Annotated in this window: 14 protein-coding genes; 9 read left to right on the forward strand and 5 right to left on the reverse strand. The window is 54.8% G+C overall.

The window, feature by feature from the left end:
* Window positions 1-75: 75 nt before the first annotated feature.
* The gene (locus K239x_RS21545) at window positions 76-3,279 is read right to left on the reverse strand and encodes a DUF5060 domain-containing protein (protein WP_419189253.1); all 3,204 of its coding nucleotides are present in this window, start codon (window positions 3,277-3,279) and stop codon (window positions 76-78) included.
* Between the two features lie 84 nt (window positions 3,280-3,363).
* Window positions 3,364-4,545 carry an exonuclease/endonuclease/phosphatase family protein gene (locus K239x_RS21550; RefSeq protein ID WP_145420445.1) on the reverse strand — a complete coding sequence of 394 codons (1,182 nt, stop codon included), beginning with the start codon at window positions 4,543-4,545 and terminating at the stop codon, window positions 3,364-3,366.
* Between the two features lie 437 nt (window positions 4,546-4,982).
* Here K239x_RS21550 and odhB point away from each other — a divergent pair, with 437 nt between their 5' ends.
* Complete coding sequence (gene odhB / locus K239x_RS21555; protein WP_145420446.1) at window positions 4,983-6,227, forward strand: 2-oxoglutarate dehydrogenase complex dihydrolipoyllysine-residue succinyltransferase; 1,245 nt, start codon at window positions 4,983-4,985, stop codon at window positions 6,225-6,227.
* A 169-nt stretch (window positions 6,228-6,396) separates the two neighbouring features.
* On the opposite strand, the gene K239x_RS21560 is transcribed toward odhB, so the two are convergent.
* The gene (locus K239x_RS21560; RefSeq protein ID WP_145420447.1) at window positions 6,397-7,164 is read right to left on the reverse strand and encodes a hypothetical protein; all 768 of its coding nucleotides are present in this window, start codon (window positions 7,162-7,164) and stop codon (window positions 6,397-6,399) included.
* Between the two features lie 249 nt (window positions 7,165-7,413).
* Window positions 7,414-8,370: a type I phosphomannose isomerase catalytic subunit gene (locus K239x_RS21565; RefSeq protein ID WP_145420448.1), complete on the reverse strand. Its 957-nt coding sequence runs from the start codon at window positions 8,368-8,370 to the stop codon at window positions 7,414-7,416.
* 146 nt (window positions 8,371-8,516) lie between these two features.
* On the opposite strand from K239x_RS21565, the gene tatC reads away from it, so the two are divergent.
* The 3 genes from tatC (at window position 8,517) to K239x_RS21580 (ending at window position 12,016) form a co-directional block, all read left to right on the forward strand.
* The gene (gene tatC / locus K239x_RS21570) at window positions 8,517-9,593 is read left to right on the forward strand and encodes a twin-arginine translocase subunit TatC (protein ID WP_145420449.1); all 1,077 of its coding nucleotides are present in this window, start codon (window positions 8,517-8,519) and stop codon (window positions 9,591-9,593) included.
* A 195-nt stretch (window positions 9,594-9,788) separates the two neighbouring features.
* Window positions 9,789-10,091: a DUF485 domain-containing protein gene (locus K239x_RS21575; protein WP_145420450.1), complete on the forward strand. Its 303-nt coding sequence runs from the start codon at window positions 9,789-9,791 to the stop codon at window positions 10,089-10,091.
* Complete coding sequence (locus K239x_RS21580) at window positions 10,088-12,016, forward strand: sodium/solute symporter (RefSeq protein ID WP_145420451.1); 1,929 nt, start codon at window positions 10,088-10,090, stop codon at window positions 12,014-12,016. Before K239x_RS21575 ends, K239x_RS21580 begins: the two co-directional genes overlap by 4 nt.
* Window positions 12,017-12,050: 34 nt before the next feature.
* Here the strand turns inward: K239x_RS21580 and K239x_RS21585 are convergent, their stop codons facing one another.
* Window positions 12,051-13,205 carry a retropepsin-like aspartic protease family protein gene (locus tag K239x_RS21585; protein ID WP_419189254.1) on the reverse strand — a complete coding sequence of 385 codons (1,155 nt, stop codon included), beginning with the start codon at window positions 13,203-13,205 and terminating at the stop codon, window positions 12,051-12,053.
* On the opposite strand from K239x_RS21585, the gene K239x_RS21590 reads away from it, so the two are divergent.
* From K239x_RS21590 to K239x_RS21610, 5 genes are all read left to right on the forward strand, one after another.
* Window positions 13,204-14,025 carry a hypothetical protein gene (locus tag K239x_RS21590; RefSeq protein WP_145420452.1) on the forward strand — a complete coding sequence of 274 codons (822 nt, stop codon included), beginning with the start codon at window positions 13,204-13,206 and terminating at the stop codon, window positions 14,023-14,025. The genes K239x_RS21585 and K239x_RS21590 overlap by 2 nt on opposite strands.
* A gap of 55 nt (window positions 14,026-14,080) precedes the next feature.
* Entirely contained in the window at window positions 14,081-14,326 is a 246-nt protein-coding gene (locus tag K239x_RS21595) for a DNA gyrase inhibitor YacG (protein WP_473163548.1), read from the forward strand.
* Between the two features lie 77 nt (window positions 14,327-14,403).
* The gene (gene mscL / locus K239x_RS21600) at window positions 14,404-14,820 is read left to right on the forward strand and encodes a large conductance mechanosensitive channel protein MscL (protein WP_419189255.1); all 417 of its coding nucleotides are present in this window, start codon (window positions 14,404-14,406) and stop codon (window positions 14,818-14,820) included.
* Between the two features lie 357 nt (window positions 14,821-15,177).
* Entirely contained in the window at window positions 15,178-15,660 is a 483-nt protein-coding gene (gene greA, locus K239x_RS21605; protein WP_145420453.1) for a transcription elongation factor GreA, read from the forward strand.
* On the forward strand, window positions 15,657-16,388 hold the full coding sequence (locus K239x_RS21610) for a hypothetical protein (protein ID WP_145420454.1): 732 nt from the start codon (window positions 15,657-15,659) through the stop codon (window positions 16,386-16,388). The genes greA and K239x_RS21610 overlap by 4 nt, the downstream gene beginning before the upstream one ends.
* The last annotated feature ends 44 nt before the right edge of the window (window positions 16,389-16,432 follow it).

A 16,432-nucleotide genomic window follows, 5' to 3' on the forward strand; every position in this document is an offset into this window, starting at 1 on the left:
GGCCCTTGGGAGTGAAGCATCAGCTCGTGCCGCCTTTGCAAAATGCTTGGCGGCACGAGGCATCATCAAAGTGATCTACTTTTTTCGCAGCACCGTCACCCAATCGTTCTCCGCGTCGGGCTGAATCAAATCGACTTTACTGCCACCCGCAATCAGCTGACCGGCTTTCATTTCACCGGTCCGCGGATTGAAAAGGGACGCTTGAAAACTGCCCGTTTGCCCACTCAGATCCAACATGATCGATTGAGAGTGAGCGACGTAGACCAGGTAAATTTCACCGGGCTTGGCCAGACAATATGCCTTGTTGCTTTTAGTATCCAATCCCAGCAAATCGTCTGACGGCACCATGTCTTGCACGGGAATCTGGTTGTTGCGAAAGAACTCCAAGGCGATCCGGCAATAGTCCCAGCTCTTGTCTCGTGAACGCCAGTCTTCGCAGACCAGATCGTTTTCAACAAACTGGTATCCAAAGTAATATTCGACACCGGCACCGCCGCCCATCAGTTGCCCCCAAAGGGTCTGTTGGCGAACTTCATTGGGCGTGTAAGTCATCTTGCCGGTTTTGTCCCTGCCGTCGAAACCCTTGTATCCGATATCGGGACACTGAGCGTGCGCGGCGCTGCCCGATTCGTCAAAGGCGACAATCCACGGTTTGCCGGCGGACGTCGACTCGGTCACCCATTTGACGGTTTGCCAGTGAGTGTCTTGGATCCCGCTGTTTTGAAGCGACATGCCAGTGAGCTTTGACTTGTCACCCAACAGCGGTCGGTAGACCTTGTCTTGTTCACCGGGGAAGGTGTGGATCACGATGTTGTTGTCGTAGGCATCCAGATTTGCGATGTAGTTGATCATGTCGACTTGCTGCTGGTGCGTTTGCGTGTTCTCTTCGCCTAGGTTCCAGTTCAGCGCCAAGTTGTGACCATAACGAGCGATCAGTTCACGGCAGTAAAGCATTCGCTGTGGACCAAGATTGCCGCCGTCCAAGCATTCGGGAACGTTGCCGCCGCCCTTGCCTTTCTTGTGGTCGTCGTTTTCGGTTTCTTGCATTTTGAAGTGCAAGTACATGCCAAGATTCGTACCGTGGTCAAACACCATGCCCCACTGATCCAGTTTGCTACAGTCGTAGTGCATCTTGTCGTCGCGATCGATGAACGGCCAAACGTTGTCGCCATCACCGCCCGCGTTGTACGTCAAAAACGAAAACGCATTGCAGCCTTTGCCGGCCAAGTAATTCACCGCACCGATCAGGCCTTTGCCCTTGCCATCTTTCCAAGTCGGATCGCCCGATCGCCAATCTTTGACGTGAGGCTCCCAAGTTTTCAGGGGCACTTTTTTTGCTTTGCCAGCGATCGTGTTGTCAAAATCCACGTAGCCCAGCAACGTTTCGGGAGCGTCAGCACCGGCTTTCAAGAAGTATTCTTTGCTGCCAGCGTGTTGCAAGTAGCGTTTGCCGACGTACTGCAAACGTCCTTTGGCTCGTAAATCACGGCCGGTTTTGTCGCTGGCCGTCACGCCCAGCAGACCGGCGACTCCGTTGAAAGGTGAGACGGGTTTGGCATGTGCATCGGCGCGAAGTGCTGTGTTCTTGCCTTCAAAGAAACGGACCTTGTAGTTCCATGCACCTTGTCGGTCGGGAGCAAAATGAGCTCGCCACTGGGTCCCCGACTGGGCAGATGTATTTCCGGCATCACCATCGGCAGCAAAGTATCCCGGCACCGAGAAAGTCGTGCCATCGGAGTGCCTGAAATCGACCATCATGCGATAGTCGGTAAACGGATTGGGTTCGTTGTCTTGTTCGTGAGCGTAGGGCCCGTTGAGCGTCAAAGTGATTTTGTGCCACGTTTTTAGTTCTCCCGTTACCACGACCGATCCGTCGCCGTCGGCTTGACGGGGTTCGATCCGCGGCAAGTTGCTGACCGGTTTGGTAGGGCTGCTTTTGGGAGCCGACTTCGCTTGAGCTTTTGCCTGAGGCTGCTTGGCCAAGAACGGCGCGGCTGCCTTTCGCGTCGCATCGTCCGCGGGAGTCAGCGTGATTGCTGCCCAGCGAGCCCGGCTAAACTCGTCGCCGTCTTTGGATGCGATCGTTGATTGAATCTTCAACACAGTGCCGTCGGTGATCATCACACCGGGCCAGGTTTTGTGAAACTTCTTGCCTTCCTCGAATGTCTCGGTACTGAGCGGGCACTTGAAATCCCCTAGGACATCGGCATCCAAACTGACTTGGTAGGTCGACTGGCCATCGCTTTCGCCGACCGCCTGAAGCGTGACGTTGTACTTGCCGGTGGGATACTCAAACGTGATCTCAGTCTTGGCCGTCTTATTCTTGTCAGGATTAATCGCTGCCCACTTGCCTTGATCCAGGTAGTAGCCAGTGCCAGCAAGCACGAAGGACTTCGCCGGCAAACGCAACGACCTATTCGTGCCAGCCGCGTTCTTGGCGCGGACAGCTGCCGGCTTGTTTTCTTTCTTGGGAGCCGGTGGAGCTGCGACAAACGGAAAGGCTGCGGGAGGTGTTCCCTGATTGATGAGTGTCTTTGGACCAATGTCGTCGGGACGAGCAAACTTTGGATCCTTGGTCATCAACCATTTATCAAATTCAAATCCGTCTTCTCGCATCGAAAATTGAATCGTGTGCAAACCAGCCTTATCGATGTCGATAAAGATTTTTCCTGGCTCGCCGCAATGTTGCTTCTCGGTCCGTTGCTTGCTGTCCCAACGCCACGTCTTTTTGCCTTCGCACCACTGCAACCGCTGGCCAGAGTCGGGCCATGTGCCATCAACACCAACGTGCAACCCGTTGTCTTCGCTGCCGGTCGAATAAGCTCGCACCCAGAAATAGTAGCGCCCCGGATTGGTCACGTTGACTTTGTAACTGAGCACAGCCATCTCGCCTGCCTCGGGCGAAAAATTGGTGCCTCTGATCAGCTTGTCCGCATGAGTTCGACGCGTGTCTGGCAAGATTTCCAAGTACGCGCCACCGCTGGCGCCTGCAATGTGAACGGGGTCGCCATCAGGTGTGATATCCGGAGTGGACCCCGGTGCAACCAGATAAAACGCTCGCTTTTCGTTCGCGGTCTGCTCAAAGAAATGCTCGGCTTCGACGGCCAATAGCCCGTCTTTTTCGGCGAACACTAAGTCACTACTTGCAGTCGGCTGCTGCGCATTTGCGGATGCAACGAAGCAAAAGAACGATAAACAAAACAGGACACGGCGTAGGTTCAGATTCACGTGGGGACTCAAAAAGTAGGGGGACGTCACGTCACTCAAATTGACGTCCATAATCTACTTCAGTCACGCCGCGCTTGCACGCGTGCCAGCGAAATCTTGGAAGCGTATTCACCCCAGCAACCTGATCGGAGCCACTTACAGTTCGCCGCCCTCATGCGCCGTAAACTCAGCGAACACCGGCAGATGGCTGGTCAGCAGTTCGGCTTCGGAAGCACTCAAGTTGTAGACACGCAGAAAATCAAACGCTCCCCCGCGGCCGATGTATTCGCTGGTCAGTTTTGTGTCAATTAAGACATTGCTGGTCTGATGACGCCCGAAGATGTCCGTCGGTACACTGCGGACGGCGGCACGCATGTCTTGGCCTGCGATGGTAGGCAAAAGATAGTCGTCGTCAGCTTGAAACATGCCCGCCAATACAATGTCGTCTTCGCCGCGTCCATCCACCCGAACAGCCCCGATGACGTTGGGCAACATGGCGACTTCCATGGGAGCACGCGCCAGATCGATGCGGACATTTACCAGCGAAAACGTCCAAGCGTCACTGGCTGGCAACTGAGCCGTTTGAAACCACGCCACCAGTGGATCGTACAACAAGCGATTCTCCGGGTCGGCCATCGTGTACGTCTGCCGGCGATCAACGCGAACCCGCGCAGTGTCAAACACAAACGCAAGTTGCTCTTGTCGATCCGCTGGACCGGTCTGGTCACCGACAATGTATTCGTACCGTCTGCCGCCTTCGTTTGCAGCGTCGACCAAACGAGGAATCAAATCGCGTTCCTGCGACGTGACTTGTTGCAAAGCCAGGACATCAAATTGGCGGATCACGCGAATCAGATTTCGGCGTGCAACAGGGTTCGCCAGTTTGCTGGGCGTAAATCCTGAGAGCGCCCACGACGCAACGCGAATGTTGCGAATGCGAGGACGAGCCGCAACGGCCGGCCCGACAGTCGTTTGATTTCGCAAACCATTGAACGGGTTCCCATCGCGAGGGAGCGAAGCGTTGCCGATCTGCTCGAACGTGCCAGGATTGCCGACAAAAGCGGCGCCGCTTGAATTGGCTGCGACCGGCTGGTCCAGCATCATGCTGGGACTGACCAAGCCGTCCGAATCACTCAGGCCGACCAACGTCGCGTCGTATCCGGTCGGCCCGTAGACGTTGATGTCGTCGGCGCTGTCCTTGGGATAAATCGCAATCTGATCCAGGCCAGCCACCTTGAAATGCCGGAAGAAAAAGAACCCGCCGACGACCAAGAACAGGACGACAAACCATCCAGGAATCCGGAACGAGCTACCTGGTTCATCGTTAAATGCGGACATTGAAGATTCCAAGTCGGTTGCTGGGTGAATAAACGCGGCACTTCGCAAAAATGACCGAACGGTCGCGACGCTTTAATAAGGGATCGATCGTCAGGCTTGGGTTTCTGCACCAAAGCCGCTGGAAAGGACGCTCGTCGGATCAATGGGCTTGGTGTTTTCATCGCAAGAAACGCCAGCCTTGCCGATGTTAAAACCCGCTTATCTGGGTTAACCGCTGCGACAGGCATCCCAGAGGCAACAATGCTCCCGTAAGCGTTGCGAACGACTTTTGCGACACAGAAAGCTCCTCTATTTCGCCGACCATGCTGGCTGCGGCGGGCTTACCGAAGGACGCCGTGGTGCGGTATTCTGTAGGCCGTTGCCTGGCGGCGTGAATCGGCAACCAAACACTCTTTTTCCCAACACACCCGTTTTCCTAAACACAAGTGGCTCCAGCGGTGAGTGAAACAGTCAAGGTCGATATCCCCACAGTCGGCGAATCGATCACGGAAGTGCAAATTGGTCAGTGGCTCAAATCCGAAGGAGACTGGGTCGCGTCGGGCGAAGACTTGGTTGAAATCGAAACAGAGAAAGCTTCGGTGCAAATCCCGGCGCCGGCAGCCGGATTTCTCGAAGGAATCAGTGCCCAGGAAGAAGACTTTGCAACCGTGGGCGACACGATCGCACAGATCCGCGTCGCGGAAAAACCCGCCGGCAGTGGTGATGCTCCCTCGGGTTCGTCGTCGACGTCGTCCGGCAGCAGTGACGCTGATGGCGACGGTTTTGTGATGCCAGCTGCACAGCGGTTGATGGACGAAAAGGGTTTGACCAAAAGCGATGTTCGCGGAAGCGGCCCGGGCGGACGAATCCTGAAAGAAGACGTCTTGGCAGCGATCGAAAAAGGAACATCGGCTCCCGCAAAATCCGCCGTCGCGGCTGCTGCTCCCGCCGCACCGCCGCGTCCCAAACCACCGTCATCCTTGATGACAAATTCGGCACCGCATCGCAGCGAAGAAGTCAAACCGCTCAGCATGCTGCGTCGCACGATCGCGAACCGATTGGTCGAAGCTCAACAAACCGCCGCGCTGTTGACGACGTTCAACGAAGTCAACATGCGACCGGTCATGGAGATTCGCAAAAAGTACAAAGACGCGTTTTTGCAGAAACACGGCGTCAAACTAGGCTTCATGTCGTTCTTTGCCAAAGCCGCCGTCGAAGCCTTGCGTGCGTTCCCGGCTGTCAACGCAGAGATTCGTGATGACGCTGCGATCTACCGCAACTACCACGACATCGGAATTGCAATCGGTGGCGGCAAAGGCTTGGTCGTTCCCGTACTGCGAAACACCGAACGAATGTCCTTTGCGGAAATCGAATGGACCATTGGTGATTATGCACGACAAGCAGGCGAAAACAAACTGCAGCCTGAAGACCTGATGGGCGGCACGTTTACGATTAGTAACGGCGGCATTTACGGATCGCTGCTCAGCACACCCATCGTCAATCCACCGCAAAGTGGCATCCTCGGCTTGCACGCGATCCAAGAGCGACCGATGGCCGTCAATGGTGAAGTGGTCATATTGCCAATGATGAATTTGGCACTGACCTACGACCACCGCATTGTCGATGGCCGCGAAGCGGTTGGGTTCCTAAAAACGATCAAAGATGTGATCGAAGATCCGGCTCGACTGTTCTTGGAACTGTAGTCGCACTGGGAACAGTAGTCGCCGCCCAGCGTTTAAACAGCGTTCAGTTCATAAAACGACTAACGCTGCCCCGTCAGGCTTTGACGGGACGCGGATTCGAAATACCGCGAGTGATTTTGCGAAACGCAGCATCGCAATCCCGCCGAACCTTTGGCGGGATCGCTGCCACTCACGCAGCGTCGTTCCAGTAGTCTTTCAACCAAGTCGCCGGCAACGTCGACTTGAAGATACTTGCTTGGTAGCCTTCGATTGCCTGCTCGGGCAACGGGTAACCGTGAAATGCCAACACTCGCATTTCACTGGGCTGATGCGGCGGACGGACCACATTCATTGGAAACGTCGGCCGACAGTGACGCTTGAAACTGCAAACCCATTCGCTTGGCCAAAACGCAAGATCGTTGGACAGCGTCCGCGTGACGTACTGCTGTTCGATCCGAAAATCCTCAAGCACTTGCTCTTGGTTCTCTGCAAAGTAGTCGTAGACGCGAGTGTGCTTTTGGGGGTGAAAACGGAACACCGACGTGTTGCCAACGCGGCCATCACGACCTGGCATCCAAGCCCGTTTCTTTTCCAACCAATCGTGAATCACGCAGAACTTACCGGGCTCGTACGTAAAGAAATCGTCAAGCGATCCTGTGACCACGATGTCCAAATCCAAGAACAAAGTGTCATCTTCCAACCCGGCAATTCCCGGCTGAAACAAACCTACTTTTCGCCACGTATCGCCACCTTTGCGGGCGTCAAACGAAGCTTCGTCGAAAGGCGTCACCGGCAATGGCAACACTTCCACATCCGGATGGAGGCCTTCTCCACGGTCGGTCATGCAGATAAACCGAACGTCACCGGACAGGTTTTTGCGAACACCTTTGTGAAGGCGATTCACATACTCACTACCGTATTTCGTTCCCCATTTGATGCACAGCACATTTGCTGACATGAGATTCACTCCGCAAGTGACGCATTTCCAGTGACTTGACCCACGATGCGACGCACCGCGATGGTTGGGAGATACAAAAATCCCCGTCAAAAGTAAAGAGAATCTCCCCACACAGAGGCTGCCAGGCAGACCTGAGGCATGCTGGCAAATCAAGCTCGCCGCACCCCGCCTGTCGGAGCGACCTGAAACAGCAGGCTAGTCTGGGCACAGAATCAGCCAAGCCGATCGTCAACCCAGTCGCTCAATTCCCTACGGCAAATGCATGGCCAGCAGCGTGCTATCAGGATCGACCGACACATCGGTTTGCTGCATCGCAGCGGGCAACAGCACGCTATCGCCGGCCGACAACTGGGTGTCGCCGACGCGAGCGGTCCCGCTTGGCACCGTCAAAATATGAAACTGGTCATCGCCCGAAATCGTCGCCGCGCCATTTTCCAGTGCCTGCAAGACAAACTTGTCGCAGCGAACCAATTCCTGCCAACCCGCCGCCGACTGATCACTACTTCGAGCCGCCACGGGGCCCGACTGGTAATCCGAAACTTCCAGCGACTGCTGCACGTGAAGTTCACGCGGATTGCCGTCCGCCCCGACACGATTCCAATCAAACAGCCGAAACGTCGTGTTGCTGGATTGCTGTATTTCGGCGACCAACAACCCGGCCCCCAACGCGTGGACGGTGCCCGCTGGAATAAAAACGACATCCCCCGCGGCGGGATGAAACGAGTGCAGCACTTTTTCGGTCTGCCCATCCGCGACCGCTTTGCTGAGGGCGTCACGATCGACCCCCGATTTCAGCCCGGCATAGATAAGGCTGTCTGGTTCCGACGCGACGATGTACCACGCTTCGGTCTTGCCGCGATCGGGCACCGGCATTTGCGCTCCGTACTGATCGTCGGGATGAACCTGAACAGAAAGCACGCGGTTACAGTCCAGGTATTTCAGCAGCAGTGGAAACTGTCCGGTCGAATCAGCACGATGCTTGCCCAGCAGCCAATCGGCGTGCTGATGAACCAATTGCTGCAGTGATTTCCCTGCCGCATCACCACCGACGACGATGCTCTGATCGGCCCCATGGTCAACGACTTCCCAGCTTTCAGCGTAATCACCCTGATCGCCGATCGGTTTTCCCAAAGTTTCGCCCAATCGGCGCCCACCCCAGATCGTTTGCTTAATCACTGGCCGAAAACGCAGCGGAGTGGGATTCATGATTGATTCGTTTCTCTGGTGACAATTGTCAGGTCTGTGCGTTTAATTTGCAGCGGGCTCGTCCGCTTTTTGGGGCCGCTTGTTACACTAGAGCAGCTGAAGTCAGATTTTCCAACACTCGTTTTCCTCGCGCCCGCCCGATCCCCTTGGACCAACTCGCCCGCCCAAAAGACGACCTGTTCGATAATTCGTCGATGACCTTCGGGGAACACCTCGAAGAACTTCGCGCCTGCCTAGTCAAAGCCATCATCTGGCTGGGAATTGGCCTTGCATTTGGGCTGCTATTCGCCAACAAAGTCGTGCAGTTCGTCAGTGATCCGCTGAAAGTCGCGATCCAAGAATTCAATGCCGACAAGGATCTAGCCGCGCTGGGGTACACGGACAAAAACGACCCCGACTATCAGCGGATGAAGCCGTTTCTGAAAAACAACGCGCTCAAATGGCAGATCATTTACGACATTCCCGATGAATACCAAACCCTGACGATAGAGTCGCTGGAACAGGCCAGCGATCAAGACGGCGAAACCGACGAGGCCGCCGGTGTGGTTGTCAAATCGCACGAGATGGCCGATTTGCTAAGCAAGTTGCCGGACCCCGCCGCATTAAAACCCAAGTTGCAGTTGGTCGAAAACAAACAGGGCCTTAGTTCATTCAAAATGGAAGAAGGCTTTATGATTTGGATCAAAGCAGGCTTGGTCCTGGGCGCTCTGTTTGCGTCGCCGATGATCTTCTTTCACCTTTGGAATTTTGTCGCTGCTGGTTTGCACATGCACGAACGCAAGTACGTCTACATTTACTTGCCGGTCAGCGTGACTCTGTTCGTTGCCGGCGTTGTGCTGGCGTTTTTTGTCGTCCTGCAGTTTGTCCTGAAATTCCTGCTGGACTTCAACGGGGGCATGGACGTCACCATCGAACCACGCTTGACGTACTACATTAATTTTGTGCTGCTGCTACCGCTTGGTTTCGGTTTTGCATTTCAATTGCCACTCGTCATGCTGTTCCTGCAACGCATTGGTTTGATCGAAACGGAGTCCTACATCGACAGCTGGAAAGTCGCTGTACTGGTGATCTTTGTGCTTTCGATGCTACTGACCCCTGCCGACGTGCCCAGCATGATCGCGCTGGCGATTCCGTTGATGCTGCTGTACTTCCTGGGCATCTTGATGTGTCGTTTTATTCCGCGGGGACGGGGACTCGGCAGCACTGCCTATGACCCAGCCTAAATAGGCCCCGGCCTAAGCTCTCGCGAACCGGAAAAATCATCCGCAAGCGTTGAAAATTAAATCGCAAGCCACCTGAATGACTTGCCCTGAGTATTATGGCGCGCGCCGAACCGCTATTCTTTGTGGCACCTTCCTAGGCAGGCCTCGACAGCGTGCCGGTTTCAACTCCCGCCCTTTTATTCAGCAATCAGCTTCATGCCTCCTTCATCCAGCGGCGACTCAGCCGAGCGTCGCTTTAACACGCGACTCGGATTGATCCTTTTTTTGATCTACCTCGCGTTGTACGTCGGCTTTGTTTGCATCAATGCGTTCAGAGCGTCATGGATGGATGTGACGGCGATTGCCGGACTGAATCTAGCGATCGTCTACGGTTTTGCGTTGATCGTTTTCGCGATTGTTTTGGCGTTGGTCTACGGAGCGATGTGTCGCACCGAACCGACCGAATCAGCCGAGGTATCCTCCGACAATCAGCCAACCGATAGCGGAGACGCACAATGATTTATGATCCCTCTTGGACAGCCGTCTTTGTCTTTGGCGCGTTTGTACTGGGCACCGTTGGACTCAGTTTTTTCCTAGGACGAAAAGCAAAATCCTCCGAAGGCTACTTTGCTGCTCACGGCCAAATCCCCTGGGTCGTTAATGGAGTCGCTTTCGCCGGCGACTACCTGTCGGCGGCTTCGTTCCTAGGTATCTGCGGCATGATTGCCGCCTATGGCTACGACGGGTTCCTGTATTCGATCGGCTTTTTGGCTGGCTGGATCGTGGCACTTTTCGTGATCGCAGAACCCATGAAACGCCTCGGTCGGTTTACGTTTGCCGACGCGTTGGACTCCAAGTTCAATTCGCGTGGCATCAAGGCTGCCGCCGGCGTCAGCACGCTGGTCGTCAGCGTGTTTTATCTGATACCACAAATGGTTGGCGCCGGATCACTGATCCAGCCGCTACTGGGATTTCCGCACTGGGTTGGCGTCGTGCTGGTCGGCATCGTTGTGATCACCATTGTTGTCACGGCCGGCATGGTTTCCACCACCTGGGTGCAGTTTCTCAAAGGCTCGTTGCTGGTAGTATTCAGTGCAGTCCTGGTGGTGATGCTCCTCAATCGTGGCTTTTCGACTGACAACGAAACCTTTCAAACGATCGGTCCACTGGCGGCCGATTCGGTTCGATCAGGGGCCATCGACGGCCGCGAACTGATCCCTCCCGACAATGGCTGGGAAGAACACGAAGAGTTTGTACGCCTGCAACGCGACGACGATCTGGGATTCGATCTATTCCACGTCGAACCCACCGCCGAAGCCAACCAGATCTTGCTGCGACAAGCCCAGTCAGTGACCAAGACCGCCGACGGCAAGACATTGATCGACGGGGCTCCCCTGGGTGACGGCGACGGAGAGCGTCAGCTGAAACCAGTTGGCGCGGTATCGAAGCTTCCCGAGGGAAAAACCGAAACCGGAAAACTGGGGCCGATCTCATTCTTTACGACACTCCGTGACAGCGAAGTGATGCTGTGGCGAAACGAAAAATTCAAACTCGCTGACGGTTCGACAGCGACGGTCCATTATCAAAAAGCGACCGAAGGCACCAAAGTTCTGCGACCGGGCGAGCATCCCAAGTTTGCCGGCATCCGCGGAGACGAAGCCACAGGATCGCTGAACTTTTTGTCACTGATGCTGGCGTTGTTTTGCGGAACAGCATCGCTGCCACACATCTTGATTCGCTACTACACAGTCAAAGACGGGGCTGCGGCTCGCAAAAGCACGATCGTCGGCATCGCAACGATTGGTTTCTTTTACGTCCTCACGCTCTACCTTGGCTTAGGTGCAATGACCAGTGGTGCGTTGGACCTGACCGACAACAACATGGCGGCACCTTTATTGGCACGGAGCCTGAACGAACTGCTGTTTGCGATCATTTCGGCGATCGCATTTACAACCGTACTAGGAACTGTCAGTGGATTGATCCTGGCCAGTAGTGGCGCGATCGCGCATGACCTGCTCGGAGGCGTGTTGGGAATGAAGCTGTCCGGCGAATCGCAAGTGCGCATCGCCAAGATCGCGGCTGTCATTGTTGGCGCGATCGCCATCGTCTTGGGAATCCTGTTCAAAGAACTTAACGTTGGTTACTTGGTCGGCTGGGCGTTCAGCATTGCCGCTAGCGCGAATCTGCCCGCTTTGGTCATGCTGTTGTTTTGGAAACAAACGACAAAAGAAGGCATCATCTGGAGTGTCGTCGTTGGCATGGTCAGCTCACTCGGTTGGATTCTGCTTTCGGCAGACACCTACAAGAGCGTTTACGGGCTGGACCCCGCTGATGCGATCGCACCGTTTAGCCAGCCAGGGATCGTGACGATTCCACTTGCGTTTTTGACGCTGATCGTGGTGTCGTTGCTGACGCAGCCCAAGACGGATGAATTAGTGGCTTGAGCCCCCAGACCAAGTGAAACGTCCAAGACGACTCCTACTCCGCGGCGACGCGGAGCATCTTGAGCGTCTTGTCGCTGGTGTTGATCTCAAATTTAAAATTCCCCAGGTAGCTCATCCCCAACAGCGGTTCGGCGCCGTTTGCTGACGCATGCAGAATCGCAGCACGCACATTGTGTGCTTCAAATTCTCCGATCCGCACCCGAGGCAGGATGACGGCCTTGGCCGCAATCTCGCTCCCGTTTGCCATCACCAATCGCAATTCGGGAGCATCGGCGGGAACCTGAATTCCTAGCTCCGCCGCTTTGTCGGCCGGCAAGGTAACCAACGTCGCGCCACTATCGACAACCATGCGCATGGTCTTGTTGCCCACGACGACATCGATGAAGAGCGAACCGCCGTTTCGAACCTCCAATGGGATCAGTTCGCTGAACACTTCTTGTTCGACTTTCGCTATCCGCTTTTCCAAAGGCGACAGCACGCTGATGGAAGTGATTTCCGCGGGTGCCGGCATGTCAAAATTACGCTGCATCACACCCAATGCGATTTTGACTTGCGGCACCACCAAACTGTTGCTCAAGTTTTTGCCGACCGCATCGAAATCTTTGCGAATGGCCATCACCATGTCGGCATAAGCCGCCTCGGATTGCCCCAGCGAATCACGCTTGGCCGCGACCATTTTACGTGCTTCTTCGATTTGCCCAGTGATCAGCTTGCTCTTGATACGCCCCGCATTGATCAAGGCAACGATCCGGTTGTCAGCCGACACATCAATCCCCGCGACACGAGCGAGCTGCAAATTCAGTTCGCCATCTTGCACATTCAACCGTTTGAGCTGCTGCTGCAGAGCGGCAAGTTGACCGTTGGCGGTTTTCCAGTCTTTGTAAACCAGCCCCAGTTGCCGCCTTTGACGCGAAAGCCCTGACAAGGCTCGCGAAACTCCTGTCGTATTGATTGCACTATACGATTTACCGTTTCGCCGTAGCCCGGCTTCCTTTAAAATTTGCTCGGCTTTCTTAACGACGTCGTCGCTGTATTTTGCTGCGGCAGCGTTTTGTCCCCAGGAAGCCGACGCAGGGGAAAGGCCGATTAGAGCGGCGGCCAACAGAAACCGACGCCGTGAAGCGTCAAGCATTGCTCTCTCGCCTCGATACGTTTCTTGTTCCAGTGTTTTTAATCGAGGAATAGCCATGAAATTTCAGTTTCGATTTTCGAGTACGCACGCTGTCTGTCGGCGTGAACAAACGACCGCTGCTTTTGCTGGACTCATTCGACTCTACCGTAGCAGGTTCGCTGCGGAACGTCTTGGCGAACCGCTTCGCCGCCTATTTGACGATCACCATGCCATCCGCGTTTCGACGATGGGTGTCGTTTTTGCAATGTTGTTTACAGTTAGCATGGGCACTGGCTTGGCGCAAAATACTGCCGATGGCACCAACCAGATCGAAACGGCCGCGTCACTGACGTCTTTGCGGAATCAGACCAGCGTGTTGCTACGCCAAGCGTCTGTCAGCGACGATGGTGCTTCGAAAAACAAAGCAATCGTGGCGCTCTGCGATTTCTACGTGATGCTTCGCCAAGATACACGCTTCGGCCAAAGCGAAATGCTTCAGCAGGATGCCGGTAAGATCCGACGTCGCTTGCTTTCAACAAAAACAAAGCTGACGTCGCAACTGCGTCGGCAAAAAGTTGTTCGCCTCAGCGGTCTCAGCAGCGACGTCGACTCCATTATCCGCCATTCGCTCGCTGCGGCGAATTCAGACGCCGACGAAAGCGATCGTTCGCAAAGCAGTCCCGCGGGCGATCAACTCGGGCGTGGTGCCGCGGGGATCGCCGACAACGGCTGGCAATTAGTTGAATTGATCGAGCGGGTGGTCGCCCCTGATTTTTGGGACACCAATGGCGGACCAGGCACGATTCAGTATTTTGCTATGCGACGATTCTTGGTTGTCAGAGCAACCTCGGATGTGCACGAACAGATCCGTGACCTGCTTCGTGCTTTGCCACGATAGACGCCGCTGAGCGTTTGTACTCCAATCACCCATTTGATTTTCGAGAAGATTCACTGTGGGAACTCAATCCAACCAAAATCCGCAAGCCGATCGCGCTCCAATGCCCATGAAGTGCTCGACCTGCGGACTGGACTTTTTGCTGGACGAAACCGAGGCGCCGCCATTCTGTTCGCAGCGCTGCCGAATGATCGACCTGGGTCGATGGCTGGATGAGGAAATCGGCGTGCCGCACGAAGGCGGTCCGGAACCTGGCAAGATGAATCACTCGATCGATGATGACGAAGAAGCCCAAGACGCGTAGTCGCCCAAAAAAGACAATGATTCAATCGCGACGTAGCGATTGCTGAGGAACCGCTAGTCGCTAAAAGGACTGATGTGATGGGAATGATCAAGGAATTCAAAGAGTTTGCACTGAAAGGAAACATGATCGACATGGCCGTCGGCATCATGCTGGGAGCAGCTCTGGGTGCGACCGTTAAATCGCTGGTCGACAACGTGATGATGCCTCCCATCGGCTATGTCATGGGCAAAGTGGACTTTTCAAAAATGGTGGCCGAATTACCCGTCGAAGGCGCCGACGCTGAACCAGTCTTGATCAAGTACGGCGAATTCATCAACTCGGTCATTTCGCTTTTGATCGTTGCCGCCGTCCTGTTCATGTTGATCAAAATGATGAACAAAATGCGTCCCAAGGCAGACGAAGCTCCGACGACCAAGGCCTGCAACGAATGCAAGATGGACATCCCCATCGCGGCGACTCGCTGCGGGCATTGCACATCACAAGTTGCAGCGTAACACGACAACACTCGAAGCATACGCGTCGGCCCAACAAGTTTCGGCCGCAGCAGTGTCGACTTGACCACCGGCCGCCGCGGCTGCAAAGCCGCAACAGTGTTGAAACTCCATGATTCACACGTTTTGGTGATTTTTTTTGCGATGCGGATCGCCCGCAGGGGTGGCTTGGTGACTTTACACCTGCCCCTCCACCGGCGAAGATATGACCTGGAATATGTTGAAGGCCTTTCTCGCTACTAACGGGAAAGGTTTTCTTTTTAGTTTGCCGGCTCGCGATTTGACTCAGTTGGTCAGATCAAACGACCCGGCGTCGTTGAAATCGAAGCGTTCTCGAAACGCAGAGGGGAGACAGTTGCCATGCACGAATCGGTACCCATGACGCGTGAAGGCTACAACAAGATCAAGGCAGAAATCTCGCGTATGGAAAACGAAGAGATGCCGTCGATCACCGAAAAGCTTGCGGCTGCGCGCGAAGAAGGCGACTTGAAAGAGAACGCCGAATACCACGCCCAGCGTGAAAACCAAGGCAAGCTGCAAGCAAAAATCGGACTGCTGAAAAGTAAGATCGCGCGAGCAACGATTGTCGACCAAGCGACGCTCCCCAAAGACGAAGTTGTGTTTGGCTGCACTGTTACGGTGGAAGATCTCGCTTACGGCGACGAAGAAGAGTTTACGCTCGTCGGCGCGGGTGAAGAAGACTACAACAACGGAAAGATTTTGGTGACCAGCCCGTTCGGACAAGGTCTGATCGGTAAAAAGGTCGGGGAAGAAGCCGAAGTCGAAGTCCCCGCTGGCACCAACAAATTCAAAATCTTGAAGATTGAATTCCGCGACGCATGAACGGCTCGAATTTGACGACAGGCAAAGACGCCCCCGACGAACCGGTTTCGGGTGACGAAGTCGCGGCGGAGAATCATGCCAGCGACGGAGGCCCCGGTTGGATGCCCGCAATCATGGCCGCCACGCTGATCTTCGGCATGGTCATCTTCGTTACCTGTTCCTTCACCACTTGGCTGCTGTTTCAAAAACGCAGCGAATTTGCCGTGAAGACTTTGCGAGGTACTTACTTGCCCAGTATCGAACAGAGCCTGCTGGAACCCGAAGACAAAGAACGAACGTTGGCGCTGCTAGAAGAATTCACCCAAGAACTGGAACGCGGCAAGTATGAAGACTGGCAAGCCGGCGGCGTGATGACACGTATGATCCGCCTGCCTGTCCTTCAGTGGGGTGACTTAGCTGCCGTCGAAGCGTTTACCAAGTCTCACGCCGACAGCTTTGACGAAGCCGCCCAGCGGCAGTTTTCGCGACTACGTTGGACAGCTGAAATCAACAAGGCTACCGGAATTGATTTTGACCATGTCCTTGATCCCGTCATTCAGTACGACGATTCGCTTCGTGGCCAACATTTGGTCGAACCCTTGCAGATCGAAGCGGTCAAAGACGTTGTCAAACGCTGCAAAGAAGTAGCGGATCGTTTTGAAGTCGAAGACAAACGATTTGACGACGTCTGGATCGATCAGATCGTCAACCGCCAAATCAAAGCGGGCTTGGAACTAGGCAGTATCTAAAAAGCGGGTTTGTTTTTTCACAGCGATCGAATCTGCCATCTTGA

Source organism: Stieleria marina (genome assembly GCA_007741555.1).
Lineage (GTDB): Bacteria > Planctomycetota > Planctomycetia > Pirellulales > Pirellulaceae > K23-9.